19 protein-coding genes and 1 pseudogene are annotated in these 16,826 nt (G+C 28.7%); 5 read left to right on the top strand and 15 right to left on the bottom strand.

Annotation, left to right across the window (positions count from 1 at the left end):
- From BUA62_RS04995 to BUA62_RS04975, 5 genes and pseudogenes are all read left to right on the top strand, one after another.
- A pseudogene (locus BUA62_RS04995) lies at window positions 1-735 on the top strand (PD-(D/E)XK nuclease domain-containing protein); the annotation flags it as partial.
- A gap of 129 nt (window positions 736-864) precedes the next feature.
- Window positions 865-1,080: a hypothetical protein gene (locus tag BUA62_RS04990; RefSeq protein WP_072864087.1), complete on the top strand. Its 216-nt coding sequence runs from the start codon at window positions 865-867 to the stop codon at window positions 1,078-1,080.
- Between the two features lie 45 nt (window positions 1,081-1,125).
- Window positions 1,126-1,962 carry a PHP domain-containing protein gene (locus tag BUA62_RS04985; protein WP_072864084.1) on the top strand — a complete coding sequence of 279 codons (837 nt, stop codon included), beginning with the start codon at window positions 1,126-1,128 and terminating at the stop codon, window positions 1,960-1,962.
- Between the two features lie 9 nt (window positions 1,963-1,971).
- Window positions 1,972-2,913, top strand: coding sequence for a cation diffusion facilitator family transporter (locus tag BUA62_RS04980; RefSeq protein ID WP_084670708.1), 942 nt, complete (start codon window positions 1,972-1,974; stop codon window positions 2,911-2,913).
- 2 nt (window positions 2,914-2,915) lie between these two features.
- Window positions 2,916-3,983, top strand: coding sequence for an alanine/ornithine racemase family PLP-dependent enzyme (locus tag BUA62_RS04975; protein WP_072864082.1), 1,068 nt, complete (start codon window positions 2,916-2,918; stop codon window positions 3,981-3,983).
- Window positions 3,984-4,013: 30 nt separating this feature from the next.
- On the opposite strand, the gene BUA62_RS04970 is transcribed toward BUA62_RS04975, so the two are convergent.
- From BUA62_RS04970 to amrS, 15 genes are all read right to left on the bottom strand, one after another.
- The gene (locus tag BUA62_RS04970; RefSeq protein ID WP_072864080.1) at window positions 4,014-4,211 is read right to left on the bottom strand and encodes a cold-shock protein; all 198 of its coding nucleotides are present in this window, start codon (window positions 4,209-4,211) and stop codon (window positions 4,014-4,016) included.
- A gap of 155 nt (window positions 4,212-4,366) precedes the next feature.
- Complete coding sequence (locus BUA62_RS04965) at window positions 4,367-4,564, bottom strand: cold shock domain-containing protein (RefSeq protein WP_072864077.1); 198 nt, start codon at window positions 4,562-4,564, stop codon at window positions 4,367-4,369.
- Window positions 4,565-4,717: 153 nt separating this feature from the next.
- Window positions 4,718-6,268: a 5'-nucleotidase C-terminal domain-containing protein gene (locus BUA62_RS04960; protein WP_072864075.1), complete on the bottom strand. Its 1,551-nt coding sequence runs from the start codon at window positions 6,266-6,268 to the stop codon at window positions 4,718-4,720.
- A gap of 36 nt (window positions 6,269-6,304) precedes the next feature.
- A complete protein-coding gene (locus BUA62_RS04955) occupies window positions 6,305-7,192 on the bottom strand; it encodes a damage-control phosphatase ARMT1 family protein (protein ID WP_072864072.1) in 888 nt (295 codons plus the stop codon).
- Window positions 7,193-7,286: 94 nt separating this feature from the next.
- Window positions 7,287-8,666 (bottom strand): RtcB family protein, encoded by a 1,380-nt coding sequence (locus BUA62_RS04950; RefSeq protein WP_072864070.1) that lies wholly within the window; start codon window positions 8,664-8,666, stop codon window positions 7,287-7,289.
- An 819-nt stretch (window positions 8,667-9,485) separates the two neighbouring features.
- Window positions 9,486-10,058, bottom strand: coding sequence for an acetate uptake transporter (locus BUA62_RS04945; RefSeq protein WP_072864067.1), 573 nt, complete (start codon window positions 10,056-10,058; stop codon window positions 9,486-9,488).
- 128 nt (window positions 10,059-10,186) lie between these two features.
- Entirely contained in the window at window positions 10,187-10,936 is a 750-nt protein-coding gene (deoC, locus tag BUA62_RS04940) for a deoxyribose-phosphate aldolase (RefSeq protein WP_072864065.1), read from the bottom strand.
- Between the two features lie 56 nt (window positions 10,937-10,992).
- Entirely contained in the window at window positions 10,993-11,535 is a 543-nt protein-coding gene (locus tag BUA62_RS04935) for an HD domain-containing protein (protein ID WP_072864063.1), read from the bottom strand.
- Window positions 11,528-12,748 carry a hypothetical protein gene (locus BUA62_RS04930; protein ID WP_072864061.1) on the bottom strand — a complete coding sequence of 407 codons (1,221 nt, stop codon included), beginning with the start codon at window positions 12,746-12,748 and terminating at the stop codon, window positions 11,528-11,530. The genes BUA62_RS04935 and BUA62_RS04930 overlap by 8 nt, the downstream gene beginning before the upstream one ends.
- Entirely contained in the window at window positions 12,741-13,406 is a 666-nt protein-coding gene (radC, locus tag BUA62_RS04925) for a RadC family protein (protein WP_072864059.1), read from the bottom strand. The genes BUA62_RS04930 and radC overlap by 8 nt, the downstream gene beginning before the upstream one ends.
- The gene (locus tag BUA62_RS04920; RefSeq protein WP_072864056.1) at window positions 13,399-13,959 is read right to left on the bottom strand and encodes a Maf family protein; all 561 of its coding nucleotides are present in this window, start codon (window positions 13,957-13,959) and stop codon (window positions 13,399-13,401) included. Before BUA62_RS04920 ends, radC begins: the two co-directional genes overlap by 8 nt.
- A complete protein-coding gene (locus tag BUA62_RS04915; RefSeq protein WP_072864054.1) occupies window positions 13,956-14,453 on the bottom strand; it encodes a Gx transporter family protein in 498 nt (165 codons plus the stop codon). The genes BUA62_RS04920 and BUA62_RS04915 overlap by 4 nt, the downstream gene beginning before the upstream one ends.
- Entirely contained in the window at window positions 14,447-14,809 is a 363-nt protein-coding gene (locus BUA62_RS04910) for a NusG domain II-containing protein (protein ID WP_072864052.1), read from the bottom strand. The genes BUA62_RS04915 and BUA62_RS04910 overlap by 7 nt, the downstream gene beginning before the upstream one ends.
- An 8-nt stretch (window positions 14,810-14,817) precedes the next feature.
- Window positions 14,818-15,858, bottom strand: coding sequence for an FAD:protein FMN transferase (locus BUA62_RS04905; RefSeq protein ID WP_072864050.1), 1,041 nt, complete (start codon window positions 15,856-15,858; stop codon window positions 14,818-14,820).
- Entirely contained in the window at window positions 15,828-16,820 is a 993-nt protein-coding gene (gene amrS / locus BUA62_RS04900; RefSeq protein WP_072864048.1) for an AmmeMemoRadiSam system radical SAM enzyme, read from the bottom strand. The genes BUA62_RS04905 and amrS overlap by 31 nt, the downstream gene beginning before the upstream one ends.
- Window positions 16,821-16,826 lie beyond the last annotated feature (6 nt).

The following is a 16,826-nucleotide window of genomic DNA, read 5'->3' as shown; positions in this document are numbered from 1 at the left end:
AGAAAATACATAGATAAAAATATGGAAAATATTATATCAAAAGCGAAAAAAGAAAAAGAATTAATGATGAAAATATTATTTGAACCAGAAAGTATTGAGTTTGATATAAGCGATGATAGAATAAAATTCTTATATTTAAATGGGGTAATAGATGACTGTGACGGCAAATGTTGTGTAAAAGTACCGTTATATTATAAAAAATTATACAATCATTTCAAACCACAAATTAATGGAGAAAAATCGCAAATGAAACCATTTGATGAAAGTATAAAAAAATATCTAAACAAAGATGGAAGTCTGGATTTAAACAAATTGATGAAAAGATATATAGAATATATAAAATCAAGAGGAGCAGTAATGTTCAAAGGCAGGAACTATTACGAAGGAGTATATCAATACAATCTTGATCAATTCCTTAGCTTGTATGTAGAAGCGGCAGATGGAAAAGTATATCCAGAAACACAAATAGGCGGAGGAAGAATAGATTTATTGATAAATTTAAACAACAAAGAATATTTAATAGAAATAAAAGCTAATATAGATGAAGATCAATATGAAAAATCAAAAAAACAAATAAAAGAATATATAAAAAGAAAAGGGCAAAAAGAAGGATGGTTAATAATATATTCGGATACTATAAAAGATTTTGAATATATAACAGAAGAAGAAAATGGAATAAAATTACATATTTGGTTTATAAAAACCAATTTTGAAAGTCCTTCGAAGATAAAATAAAACAAGAGAGAAATAAGGGGTGAATATGTTTTGTAATTTAAAGAATATAATGATATAATTAAATATAGTGGAAGTTAAGACGATATATATTATAGATAACTTAGTCAAAGCTCTAAAGAAGGTGATAAAATGATCAGTCCTGTAAGTGGTGTTTCATCCCAATATGTTCCACAAAATGTTTCAAGGCAGGTTAATGCAAAGGCTGTTCAAAATGTTCAAAAAACTGCTCAAGATTTTGGGAATCTTTTAAATGCTATTATGTATAAGCAAAACGGTTTAACAGAAAAAATGGTTAGAATTGTTGGAGAGATGTATCAAGGACAAAAGTTAGATATTCTCGCATAATGCGGGCTCTTTGCCCGCATTAATTTATTGTAAAGGAGGCCGTATATGTTTTTAGATTTGCACTCACATTCAATTTATTCAGATGGAACTTTTACACCAGAGGAGTTAATTTTAAAAGCTAAAGAAAAAAATCTATTATTATATTCTGTTACAGATCATGATAATATTGGCGCACAAAAAGAGGCAATTTATTTTGCAAACAAATATGAAGTTAATTATATTACAGGACTTGAAATTAGTTGTAAGTTTAAAAATATGTTTGATATTTTAGGATATAATATAAGTTTGGATAATAATGATTTAAATAGTGCTCTTGAAAAGGTTCAAAATTTTAGAAAAAATAGAAATAAGTTAATGATTGAAAGGTTAAACAGTTTAGGATTTGATATTGCTTTAGAAGAAGTGATAAATGAGGCTGGTGGTGATGTTGTTGGAAGGCCCCATTTTGCAAGGGTATTATTGAAAAAAGGATATGTTAAAGATAGAGATGAAGCTTTTGATAAATATCTTGGTGATGGAAAAATTGCACATATCCCTAAAGAAAAAATTGAACCAAAAGAGGCTGTAAGACTTATAAGAAATGCTGGAGGATTTCCTGTTATTGCTCATCCAAAATATTTAAAGTTATCTTATTCAAAATTAAAAGAAATTATTTTAGAATTAAAAAAACATGGACTTTGGGGTATTGAAGTTTATTACCCTAAACATAGTAATTCTGAAATTAAACTATTTAGAGATTTAGCAATTGAAACCAACCTTTATATTACTGCTGGTAGTGATTTCCATGGGGCAAATAAACCAGATGTTGATCTGGGAATGAATGTAAATGACCCTTTTTTGGAAGAATCTATTAATTATATTATAGAAAATAAAACAATATAGAGGTGCAAAATGGATTATATTGAAAGAGAGAAAATATCTACTAAATCTTCTTTAATCTCGATATTTACAAATACTTTTTTGGCTGTATTAAAAATAGCAATAGGTTTTTTTACAAATAGTATGGCTATTCTTGCTGATGGGCTTGATACTGCTACAGATATTTTAACATCTTTTATGACATTAATTGCTGGTAAAATATCCAATAAACCACCGGATTTAAAACACCCTTATGGTCATGAAAGAGCAGAAACTATTGCTACAAAGGTTGTTTCTTTGATTATTATATATGCAGGATTCGAGGTTTTAATTAATTCTATTAATCGTTTAATAAAAAAAGATGTTATTATTGAAAATGCTTTGTTTGTTGTAATTATTGCTTTTATCTCTGTAATAACTAAATTTATATTATATAAATATAGATTATCTGTGGGAAAGAAAATTGAAAGTAATGCAATAATAGCAGATGCTCTTAATATGAGAAATGATATTTTTACTTCTTCTTCTGTTTTAATAGGTATGGTGGCTTTATATTTTACCGGCATATGGTGGTTGGATTCTGCAATTGCTATTTTTGTTTCTTTTATGATTATAAAGACAGGATTTGAACAATTTATGGAATCTTCAAGTGAATTTATGGAGAGTTCTCCAGAGTTGAAAGATATTTATGATATTGTTATTGAAGAAACTAAAAAGATGAAATGCGCTAAAAATCCTCACAAGATTAGAGCAAGAAAATTTGGTTATAAAATTTTTATAGATATGCATTTAGAACTCCCACCAGAAATAACTGTAAAAGAAGCAAATGATATTTGTGCAAAGTTGGAAAGTAAAATAAAAGAAAAAAAGAAGAATATTAGAGATATTGTTATACATATTGAACCTTACGGTAATGCTGAAAAAGAATGTTTTGGTATTGATTCTAATAATATAAAAGATTTGAGGGAGGAATGAATATGTATCCTGTTCTTCATATTTATCCTGATAAAATCAAACATAACGCTAAAAATTTAAAAAAGCTCTGTGATAAGAAGGACGTTAAAATAACCGGTGTTACTAAAGTGGTTTCGGGTAATTTGGATGTTGCTAAAGCTATGGTTGACGCAGGAATTACTTCTTTAGGTGATTCAAGAATTCAAAATATCATCAATATGAAAAAAAATGATATTGATGCAGAATTTATGTTATTAAGAATTCCTATGAAATCAGAATTAGAGTTAGTTGTAGATTATGTTGATATTGTGATGGTTTCTGAATTAAAAACTGTGGAATGGTTAAATGATATAGCTAAAGAAAAGAATAAAGTTCAGGATATTATTTATATGGTTGATGTGGGTGATTTAAGAGAAGGGGTTTGGTATGAAAATGCCGTTGATGAAATTATTTGTGCCCAAAAATATAGCAATATATTTTTAAAAGGAATTGGAACAAATCTTGGCTGTTTTGGTGGAGTTTTGCCCAGTATTGATAATATGAATATTTTGCTTGAAATACGTAATGAAATTGAAGAAATTTTAAATAGAAAATTAGAAATAATTTCAGGTGGCAATACTGCAGCTTTACCTTTAATAGAAAATGGAACTTTACCTAAAGGAATAAACCATTTTAGACTTGGTGAATCTATTATCTGTGGTACTGATGTAACAAATGATAGGATTGTTCCAGGAAATAGACAGGATACTGTTATATTAGAAGCCCAAATTATTGAATTAAAAGAAAAACCTTCTGTTCCTATGGGAGAAATTGGATTTGATGCTTTTGGAAGAAAACCTGTTTTTGAAGATAAAGGTAAGAGATTAAAGGCTATTCTTGCTATTGGAGAACAGGATATTTCTCCTGATGGTTTAATACCTCTTGATAATAAAATTGAAGTTTTACATTCCAGTAGTGATCATACAATTGTTGATTTAACTGATTCAGATAATATTTATAATCTTGGGGATACTATTCAATTTAAAATGAGTTATGGTTGTTTGTTAAAAGCTATTACTAGTAAATATGTGGAAAAAACTATAGAAAAATAAAAAGCCCCTTTACGGGGCTTATTGGTTTAGTTAGATAGCTCTTACATTAACTGCTTGTAAGCCTTTTTCGTTTTCTTGAATGTCATATTCTACTTCTTGACCTTCTTCTAATGTTTTGAATCCGTCCATTGTTATTGCTGTGAAATGAACGAATACGTCATTTCCATCTTCACCTGAAATAAATCCATAACCTTTTTTTGCGTCAAACCATTTAACTTTTCCTCTCATACTCTTCCTCCATGTTTCTACCGTGTTACCCATTGCAACTACGGATATGATTCTTTGTCTTTAAAAGACATTTTAATTATATACCTTTTTTTTATAAATGTCAACTATGTAGATTAAAATATTAAAAGCCCCTTTACGGGGCTTGATTGGTTTTATTAGAGTGTTGTTACATTAACTGCTTGTAAACCTTTGTTGTTTTCTTGAATGTCGTATTCAACATCTTGACCTTCTTCTAATGTTTTGAATCCGTCCATTGCTAATGCTGTGAAATGTACAAATACGTCATTTCCATCTTCACCTGAAATAAATCCATAACCTTTTTTTGCGTCAAACCATTTAACTTTTCCTCTCATGTTTTCCTCCATGTTTCTCCGTGTTACCCTTGTAACTACGTGTGATTTCTCTTATAGTATATACTTTTATTATTACGAAGTGATACGCTAATTATTACAGTTTGAATTTAAAAAACTCCTTCCAACAATTGGAAGGAGTTAAATTAGATTTTATTATTTTTCAACAACTACTCTTGTTTCATTGTCATAATTTTCAATTGTTCCGAGTTTTTGAATGTATTCTTTAACAACATCTGCTAATACAAATCCTGTATCGTATCCTTTTAATCCTTTTAACATTTTGTATCCATCTCCGCCACCAGCAATATAATTGTTAGCAGCTACTTTATATGTTGCTTTTAAATCTATAGGTTTTCCATTTACCATTACATCAACTGGTTTTCCATCTTTTATTTTGTATGTCATTCCACCAACATGTAACCATGCGCCTTTTCCTGCAGGTATTTTTGCTGCATAATCTAACACTTTCATTAAGTCTGCACCTGTCATTTCAATTACATATGTTGTGTTTCCAAATGGTAATACTGTTAATATATCTCTATATGTTATAGGTCCTGGTTGTATTGAAGCTCTAATTCCTCCACCATTTTGTAATGCAACATCTGCACCAGTTTTCCACATTATTGCATCTGTTATTAAATGTCCTAAATTTGTATCTCCACTTCTAACATGAGCTCTTTCGCCATCTAATAATATTTTTGTTTCACCAATCACTTTATTTAATTCTTCAGCGCCTAATGTATAATAATAATCAGCAATCATTTTAATGAATGGATCTTCTGGAATTGGTTCTGTTACAAATTCATATTGAGCCTTTCCATTTGCATCTTTTCCTAAATATTTTTTCATATTGATTGGAATTGGTGCCCATTCATAGTCTACTATTTTTCCATTTTCTACCCATAAATCTAATCTTCCTAAGTATTTTCCCCATTCTCCTGATTGAACAACTATTGTTTTATTTATGTTTGCTGCTTTATCCATCAATGTGTGTGAATGTCCATCAATAATTATATCTATTCCTTTTACGTCTTTTGCTAATTGATCTGATGTTGTGTATTCTACACCTAATGGTTGATATTCTCCGCCAAAACCCAAGTGACCAAGAACAACTATAATATCTGCTTTTTTCTTTAATTCTGGTAAATATTTTTTCACTGTTTCTTCAACATTTAAGAATTTTCCGCCTTTTAAATGTATTGGTTCTAATACTTGTGTTTGTTCTGTTGTTACACCAAGAATAGCAACTTTAACTCCACCCACATTTTTAATAATATAAGGTTTGAATAATTGTCTGCCATCTTTTGTTACAAAGTTAGCAGATAAGAATGGAAATCCTGCGTATCTTTGTTGCATAAGTGTTGTTTCTATTGGATTGTCAAATTCGTGGTTACCTAATGCCATTGCGTCTACACCCATGTAATGCATTGTAACAAAATCTGGTATAGCATCTAATTGATCTGATTCTGGAACACCTGTGTTAGCGTCTCCTGCATGTAGGAACAATACATTTGGATTTACTTCTTTTTCTGCATTTACTAATGTAGCAATCCTTGCAAATCCCCCAATGTCAGGATTATGATACTCACTATATGGCCATACATGACCATGAGTGTCATTCATATGAAAAATAACAAGGTGTTTTGGAGCAGCAAAAACTGCAACTGTCAAAATTACCAATAATACAATAAATAACTTTTTCATCTTCTTACCCCCTTAAAATATGATATGAAACAAATATTATTTTACAAATAAATTTTTTCTAGAAAAAACTAAATCTCCTACTTTTACCCCTAATTCTCTTGAAACTACTGGACATTTTGACATTAAAACAAAATATATATTTTCTTCTTCTCCTGATAACCCCTCAAAATTACCCTGTCCTTTTGAAATTATAACATCCGCTTGTTTGTAGGCAATCATAAATTCTTGATTAACATCGCTTAGCAATGTTCCGGGTATTTTACTACCTGATGATATTATTTCAGATGATACTTCATCTAAACCAATCTCTTTTGCATCTTCAAGTGTAACGTCATTTATTACCGGTGCACCTCTTACTGCTGAAATTACATATAAATAGGGATATTTTTCTTTAATAATCTTTATAAACAATTTATCTAAAACTATTTCTCCCGCATTATCGTGTATATATAATAATATCTTAGCATTTTCTAATGTTTCATTAAAACTTTCAAAATCGTCTAAAACAAAATCTTTTGTTTTAAGTATATTTTCTAATTCCCACTCTAATTCTCCAAAAGAATTTTTTACTCCATAATCTATAACATTTCCTAAAGCGGAAAGTTTTGCTGCATTTTTTAGCGGATCTTCTGAATCCTTTAAGAATATATACATTTCATCAAATACCTCTAAAAATGTTTCATTTGATTGCTTTTTTTCTTCTTTAAAATAATCTGTAGTTCCTGTATATTCGCTTAAATTATCATATATTATCCTGGCCATTTCTATAGGTTTTTTTCCATAGGTAGAATATTTTAGCATTTCTAAAGATATTTTATTCATAATTTCAAATTTTTCTTTTTCTTCGTAATCTTTAAAATTTTTGTTTATAATACTTTTTATCTGTTCAATTACACAAGCTATACATTCATATTTTGCAAACATATTATTACCCCCGTTGATATTTCTCTTATTTAAATTATAGAAATAAATCATTACGGTTTTAAATATTTAACTTGAATATACCTTTTAATTTTTATTAACCCTTTACAACACCAACGGGAGTTAACTTTGCTATTTTTTTGGATATTCCTATCTTTTCGATGATATTTACAATGTCTTCTATATTTTTATAAACTTCTGGAGCTTCTTCTACAATTGTTGATTTAGATTTAGCTATTAGATGTATATTTTTTTCTTTTAATTCATTTATAACAGCAGATGAGTTTAATCTTCTTTTTGCTTGCCTTCTACCTAAAACTCTTCCTGCTCCATGTGCTGATGAGCCAAATGCTAATTTCATTGATTTAGCTGTTCCTATAAGAATATATGAGGATGTCCCCATGTCACCAGGAATAAGCACTGGTTGATTTTCATATGCTCTTGTTGCGCCTTTTCTGTGAACAATTAAATCCATTTCTTTTCCATTAATATTATGTTTTTCTAATTTAGCAATGTTGTGTGTAATATCATATAATAATTTTACATTAACATTATATATTTTTTTAAAGATTTTTCTTATTTGATGCCCCATAACCTGTCTGTTTGCAAAAGCAAAATTAGCTGCACCATTCATCGCAAAAAAATAATCCTGACCATATTGACTATTAAAAGGAGCATTGATTAATTGTTTATCCGGAATTTTTTTATTCCACTCTTTTAAATTGTCTCTGAATATTTTAATATAATCTGTGGCCACTTGATGTCCTAATCCTCTTGAGCCAGAATGAACTGTGTAAACTATTTGGTTTTCGAACAATCCCCATTCCTTAGCTTTTTCTTTATCATATATTTTTTCCACTTTTTGGATTTCAATAAAGTGATTTCCTGAACCTAATGTTCCTAATTCATTGGATCCTCTTTTTATAGCTTCTGAACTAATTTTTTTAGAATCCGCGTATATAATTTTACCGCTATCTTCTATATTATTCAAATCTTCTGATATTCCATAATTATTGCTGACTGCCCAATATGCACCATTTTCTATAATATTCTTCATTTCTTTCACAGAAAATTTAAATTTTGTTCTGGATCCAATCCCTACTGGTATTTCATTATATATTTCTTTTATTAATTTATCAATATCAATATCTATATCTTTATAATTTAATGGAGTAATCATCACTCTAACACCACAGTTAATGTCAAATCCCACTCCACCAGGAGATATTATTCCTTCATCTTTGTCAAACGCTGCTACTCCACCTATTGGAAATCCATACCCCCAATGTATATCTGGCATAGCATATGCAGCTTTTACAATCCCAGGTAAAGTTGCTACATTTATCAATTGGTTAATTGCCTCTTGATATTCTGAATTGTTTATAGTTTTTGAGTCTGTAAAAATTATAGCGTCTACTTTCATATTATCATATTTTTTTATTCTCCATATGTACGGTGATTCTCTTATTATTTTCATAGTTTCACCTCTCATATGATACATTGCTCTTATTGTATGCAAAAATTCATTTAATACTTTTTAAGTTTTTAATTTTTTAGAACTCTTTAAATATTTACAGAGCAAATATTTACCTCTATACTTGAATTATATCACATTTCGGTAACTTCATTTGCAGATAATTTTCCAATTATTTTCACTTTCTTTTTCGCTACACCAGAATATTACGATGTCCAAAAAAGTAAAGTCGCTCAAACCTTGATTGTTAATCCTCAAAAATAGCTCATTCTCGCCGGTCGTATCAGACTCACATCCGTGTTCGGCTTCACTCAATTTTGCATCCATGCAAAATTGACCGGCTTCATTCTCTATTTTTTCGGACAATCTGCGAGTTTTCGCTTGCTTTACTAATTGGACACACTAACCAGAATATGAAAAAGATATGGAATTAAAAAGTTTGAAATAAATATTGAAAGAGATGAGGAGGAATTTCACATGTTTGAAAACTTTGTATAAGCTATTGATGAGTTGTTAAAAGAAAACTATAAAAAGGGATTGAAAAAAGAATAGAGAAAGGAATAGAAAAAAATTCGTACCCCTTACTTTCGTAAGGAATACGAATTCAACAATCCAGATGTTTTAAGAAATTTGGTTAAATTCTTAGACATCAACCCTGTAACAGGAAACTCGAAAAACAGAGGTATGAGGTCCTACAGGGAAAAAGATCTACTTTTATTATATCAAAATTTTATCGCTAAGTCAACTAGTTATTAATTTTTAACAAAAGTTTAATCGTAAAAAGTTGTTCTGAAAAGTTATATTAAAATAGATATTATTTTGTTATAATGGTAATACGGTTTTTCCTAATTTTTCATTTAATACTTCTCCCATTGCTGTATATATTGCAGAAGCACCACAAAAGATTCCTTCCCAACCAGCAATAGTTTTTATTATCGCACTTCCAGTAAAATCACCTATTGCTAATAAGAAAAATAATATCGTCAACGTTCCAAATACAACCTGAAGTGATTTGTTACCATTTAATGTTCCTATGTACATAAATAATGTAAAAATTCCCCATAACAAAAGATAAAATGCTACTGCAGTTGCAGATGCTGGTTCGCCTAATCCCATTTTTGGCATTGTCCAAATACCCACCAATGACAACCAAAATAAACCATAAGATGTAAATGCTGTAGCACCAAAAGTATTATTCTTTTTCATTTCAAAAATACCAGCAATCACTTGAGCTAATCCACCATAAAAAATTCCCATTGCCATAATCATCACATTTAACTCATAAATACCTGCATTATGAAGATTTAATAGCACTGTTGTCATACCAAAGCCCATTAAACCTAATGGAGCAGGATTTGCCAATTTTTCTGAGATACTCACATTCTTTATTTCCATCTTTTTTCCTCCCTTAAATAATTTCAAGCTATTTTAAATTATTAATATTACTACAATATAAAAGAATCCTTAATTATATGAAAATAAAAACCCCTTTAAGCTTTTTGCTTAAAGGGGTTTTATTATTTTTAATAATCTGCGTTAGATTTTTCACCACTCACAATTTTTACTCCTGAACTTGCCCCAATTCTTTCTGCTCCAACTTTTATCATTTTTTCAGCATCTTCAAAACTTCTAACTCCGCCTGATGCTTTTACTTTTAATGCTTCACCAACTACAAATTTCATTAAAGCGACATCTTCGACTGTTGCTCCACCAGTTCCAAAACCTGTGGATGTTTTTACGAAATGCGCTCCAGCTTCTTTTGATATTACACATGCTGCTATTTTTTCTTCTGTTGTTAAATAACATGTTTCTATAATTACTTTTACTGTTTTTCCTTGAGCTGCCTCAACAACTGCTTTTATTTCATCATATATATAATTATATTCTTCAGCTTTTAACATACCCACATTAATAACCATATCGAATTCATCCGCACCATCATTTAAAGCTATATCTGTTTCATATGCTTTTACATCTATGGAATTTGAACCTAGAGGAAAACCTATTACTGTAGCTACTTTTACATCTGTTCCTTTTAACTCTTCTTTTGCTAATGGAACATATACAGGATTTACACATACTGAGAAAAAGTGATAATCCTTTGCTTCTTTACATATTCTTTTTATATCTTTAGGCGTTGTTGTTGCTTTTAAGATAGTATGATCTATGTATTTTGCAACATCTTTTGGAGTTAAAGAAATGTCTTTTTCTGTGATTTTAAATTCTTTGTTATATCTTTCTATTTCTTTTTTGATTAGTTCTCTTAAATCCATTTTTTCCACCTCGCTGTTATTTTTTTCATAATAAAAAGTTGCGTATAACGCAACTTTTATAATCCAAGTTCTTCTGCTATTTCTTTCATTGACTCTATGGATATCTCAAAAAATTTGCTTAACTCTATATTTATTTCTTCAATTTTCTTTATGTTTTCTCTATTAGCTCCAGCTGCAAATGATTTATCTTTAAATTTTTTCTTTAATGATTTTACTTTTAGTCCTTCAATTTTTTTGTCTGGTCTCACTAAAACTGCAGCTGTTACTAATCCTGATATAGGATCTGCTGCATATAATGAATAATCTAATTTTGTGTTTAAAGAAGCATGTTCATTATGGGCTAAAATTGCATTTTTTTCTTCATCTGTTATTTGATTTTCTAATATTTCTACTGTTTTTTTTGCATGGATTTCTGGATTATTTTTTGTATATTCGTAATCAAGATCATGTAAAATACCTATTATTTCCCATCTTTCTTCATTTTCATTTAATTCTTTCGCTAAACCTTTCATTATAGCTCCTACCGCTAAACAATGTTTGACTAAATTATCATTTTTTACATGTTGTTTTAATAATTTAATGGCTTCTTCTCTATTCATTTGAATCCTCTCCTGTAAAATATAATTGACATGTTCTCCAACCAAATAACATTCTTATACCTTCATAAAATGGTAAATCTAAAGCAAAATCATACCTTACTCCTTCTTTAGATTCTAATCTCTGAATAACATTCTTTATTTTTTGATAAACACCTGGTCCAAACAATTTTGCTATTTTTCCATTTTTTATGGGTTCCATTGTAAATGTTTTTAATCCTTTCACATGAGAATCATTTGGGAAAAATACTACTCTTACTTCACCAAACATATCTGAAATTTCTTCAAAACTTTTATTCGCTTTTTCTTCATTATTATAATTATAGAAACCTAAAAAACTAATTATTGATTGTTCTGGTAATTTCATTTCAGTTTCAAATCTACCGGCAGTTTCGTACTCAAATGATTCGAGTACCTTCCAGAATTTACAATAATCTGGTGGTACATTAGATTTTAATTTGGAATATCTCAACAAACAGTTTGAACAAGGAATATCATTTTCAAAATTTTTTCGCATTTGATATAATTTATCGCCTTCTTGAGATAAAAAGTGTAGATATCCCTGGTATATTGACGCAACGTATTTAACTTTTCCTTGTAAAAATACTTTACTTAAATATTCTTTTGCTTTTATATAGTCTTTATCATATAATGAAAGAATAAAGTGTAATAATGGATCATTCGAACCTCTTGCTGCTTCTTCTACTGCTTTGTATGCCTTAAAATAATCCCCATTATATACGGCATTCATCGCTAATAATAGATTTGTATATTTATTGTTTGGAAATCTCTTTACTGCATCTTCTGCAAATTCATATGCATCTTTTTCATGCAACATCATTTTTGCCATTCCTAAATTAAAGTAATCTTCAGGAAATGACGGATTATCTAATAATTCTTTTACTTCTTCATATTCTTCCCTGAGCAAATGTACTACAGCTAACTGGTTAATGTAGGAATTTTTCGGCTTATTTGCCAATAGTTTTTCAATGTGACGAGCCAATTCTAAATTATTGTTTTTAAAATCATAATAATTCAGGTCAACAATTGTTTGTACATCATCAATAGGCACAGAAATATACTTTATTTCTATGTTTGCTCTTTCAACTGTTTTTTGCTTTTTACTTTCAATATTAATTCCTTTCCTTCTCAAATCTTTTTCAAACTTACTCTTTAGTTTCATTATTGCTTTTAAATTTTCAGGCATATTATCCATTTCTAATCACCTTTCTTCCCATTTTAAAACTATAATATTCTGATTTACCAATTATTACATGATCTGATAATTTTATTCCCAACAATTCACCGCTTCTTTCTATCTTTTTTGTTATTTCATAATCCTGTATGCTTGGTTCGCTATCTCCAGATGGGTGGTTATGAACAATTAATATAGTTATTGCATTGTTTTTTATTGCTGTTTTAAAGATATCTCTTGGGTGTAAAATAGATTGATTCGCCGTACCAATACTAATTGTATCGATAGAAATAGGGTTTAATTTACTATTTAAAGATATACATTTTACAATTTCTTTATCTGAAAAAATCATTTCATCATACAATAGTTCATATACTTTATCTGGTGAATCTAATTTTAAGTTTTCTTTTTTTAGTGATTCTTTGTGAAATCTTATTCCAAGTTCAAAAACAGCTTTCAACGTTACTGCTGTAACAGGACCTATTCCTTCTGTTTCGCATAATTGCTCAACATTCATAGAAAATAAGTCTTTTAGGGAATACTTTTTTGAAATTTCTTTTGAGATTTCAAAAACATTTTTTTCTTTGGTTCCCTTTCTTATTATTATAGCTAATAATTCATTAATAGTCAAATTTTTTGGTCCATATTTTAATAATTTTTCCCTTGGTAATTCAGCCATTAAAAACTCCTTTTTTATATAAATACCAAAAGACTTTATTTAATGGTAATCCCATGACGTTATAATAATCCCCATTGATTTTTTCTATAAAGGTACCCCCAAAATCTTGAATTCCATAGCTTCCAGCTTTATCCAGAGGTTTATAATTTTTTATGTAATATTTTATTATTTCATCAGATAACTCATGAAAATATACTTCTGTTGTATCATCTATTGTATAAATTTCTTTTAATGTTCGAAATGTAATTCCTGTTATTACCACATGTTTTTTTCCTGATAATTTTTTTAACATATTAAAGGCTTCTATTTCATTTTTTGGTTTTCCCAATATTTCGTTTTCAAATGCTACAATAGTATCTGCTGTTATTAATAATTCATCTTCAAAAATTTCTATATCTTTTGATTTTTTTAAGCTTAACTCTTTTGCATAATCTACTGGATTTACCTTTTCGCTATATTCTTTTGCGGTTGATACTCTTATATCAAAAGATAATCCAATTTTTGATAATATTTCTTTTCTTCTTGGAGAATTTGATCCTAATATTATTTTCATCTATTTACACTCCTAAATGTTGATTTTACTACAAATGCATTAGCTAAAGCTGAAAATGTTCCAAATAAAATCATTTGAGGTAAATACCAGAATATCCCTATTGATTTGACGATAAATAACCAGCCTATTGTAACCTGAGTTAAATTATTAAATATTGCTCCTACTTCACTAATTCCTATTATACCAAATTTTTTTGTTTTTATTACAATATACATTGTAAATGTTGCGATTAAACTTCCAGATAATCCCATTAAAAATGTTGGACTAAATAGTTTGCCTGCAAGTAATGCCCCTAAAACACTCTTAAATAAAGCTATATAAATTCCATTTATCAAATTTTCATCAGAATTCAATGAATATAATATTGCAAAATTAGAAAAACCCCATCTTGCACCTGGCAATGGAATTGGAAATGGAACTAAGGTTTCCAGATAATAAACTGCAGAGGATAATGCTGTTAATATTGCTAATCTTGGAATGTTATTTTTTACCATGAAATTATGTCAACTCCTATATCTTTTTCTTTTCCTATAGGTTTTACAACTACTTTATTTGGCAAGCATATTATTTCTTGTGCTGAATTATCAACCCAACCTGTATATTCACATGTTTTTAAAGGACAGTCTGCATCTATAACTCTAACTTTTTCACCATTAAAAACTACACTTAATTTATAATCATTATCCTGACCATATATTGCATATGTTCCTGGCTTTGTTATTTTAAATAACTCTTCTCCGTTTACAAAAACTTCAGCACCTTTTAGATCGTTCTTTAAAGAATTTTGCAATAATATTATTCCTGTAGCTATAATTATTATTATTAAAACAAACATCAGATCTTTTTTCATTATATCCCTCATTTTTCTTCTTTTAAATAGTAATCAAAACCAGTGGTTTTTATTATTTTATTATCTGCTGTAATTCCATATACCTGTATTCCATATCTTGTCATTGAATCTAATCCTATTAATTTGTCTCCAAGGATAAAAATCGCTGTTGCCATAGCATCTGCTTTCATGGCATTATCTGCTATTATTGTAACGCTTTTATAATAATTAACAGGATACCCTGTTTTGGGATCAATTAAATGATGATATCTAACGTCATCTTTTATAAAAAATCTTTCATAATTTCCAGAAGTAACTATAGCTCCTTCTTTTAAATATACTATTTCTTTTATATCATATGGTCCTTTATCAGGATCTCTTATACCTATGCTCCATGCAAATCTACCAAATTTTGGTCCAATTATTCCAATATCTCCTCCAGCATCAATATATCCCGTTGCATTTGGATCCAAATCTTTAATTTTTTGGATAGCCATGTCGACTGCATAACCTTTTGCTATTCCACCTAAATCTACTTCTGTTTTATTATTTAATAATGATATTTTATTCCCATCTATTTTTATAAATTTATAACTAACTCCTGATAGTTCTTCGTTTATTTCTTCCTGAGTGGGTACTCGTTTTTCGCTATTAATATCGTCAAAACCCCATAATCTTATTATTGAACCTATTGTTGGGTCAAAGGCACTACCTGTTAAATCTGCATAATTTATTGCTGCTTTTATTAAAAACAATGTTTCTTTATCTGCTGTAATATTTCTTTCTTTATTTAACTTAAATGTTACGCTTGTTTTTATATTTTTACTAAATTTTCTTTCTATTCTTCTCATCTCATCAAAGGCTATATCTGCTAACTTTTCTGAACTGATTTTATCGCCTGCTACAACAACATTAACCCACGTCCCCATAGCAAAATCTTTTTTTTCGAAATATTTCGGCAATGGTTTATGAAAAATCAAAAATAAGGTTAAAATTATTGCTATAAATAATATTACAATATATAATATACCTTTGTTTTTTAAATAATTACCGGGATCTTTTTTGAGCAATTTTTGCACCTTCCTTTATCATCTATGTTTTGAATTGATATATTATATCCCTCTCTTTTTATCAATAATGTTTTACATTCCGGACAATATGTAGATTCATATTTTTCATCCCATACATTACCCAGATAAACATAATTTAGATATTCTTTTGCTATATTGTATATGTATTTCAATTTTTCTATATCTGTTGGCGGTTCATGATATTTATAAACGGGATAATATCTACTTAAATGCAACGGAATATTTTTTGAAATATTGCCAATCCATTTAAACATTTCTTTCAACTCATTTATATTATCATTTCCATTAGTAACTATAAGAGTTGTTATTTCAATGTGAATATTATTTTCAACGGCTAATTTTATATTTTCCATTACTGGTTCTTTTTTTCCACCAATAATCTTTTTATAAAACTCAACATTAAATCCTTTTAAATCTATATTCATTGCATCTATGTATGGCATAATCTTTTTCATTGGATCTTTATTTATATATCCATTTGTTACTAGTGCTGTTTTTATATCTTTTTCTTTTAAAAGTTTTGCTGTTTCATATATATATTCAAACCATACTATCGGTTCAGAATATGTAAAAGCGACAATTTTTATATTTCTATCTTCCACTATTTTAACAATTTCTTCAGGCTTTAGTTTATATATACCAGATGGTCGTTCCTGAGATATTTCATAATTTTGACAAAATGCACATTTGAAATTACAACCCCATGTACCAATTGAAAAAGCACTTTTCCCTGGATAAAAATGAAAAAGCGGTTTTTTCTCAATTGGGTCTATATTAAGCGCTGTAACTTCTCCATAATTTAAGGAAATTAATTCACCTTTAATATTTTTTCTCACTCCACATATTCCCGAGTGATTGTTTTTTACTATGCAATTATGTGGGCACAATAAACATTTTACAGAATTATCATTTAGCTTTTCAAAGAAAAGCGCTTTTTTCATAGTTTT

The organism is Marinitoga hydrogenitolerans DSM 16785 (genome assembly GCF_900129175.1).
GTDB lineage: Bacteria > Thermotogota > Thermotogae > Petrotogales > Petrotogaceae > Marinitoga > Marinitoga hydrogenitolerans.
Note: the sequence above shows the minus strand (reverse complement) of the source record. Positions and strands in the feature narration are given on the sequence as shown.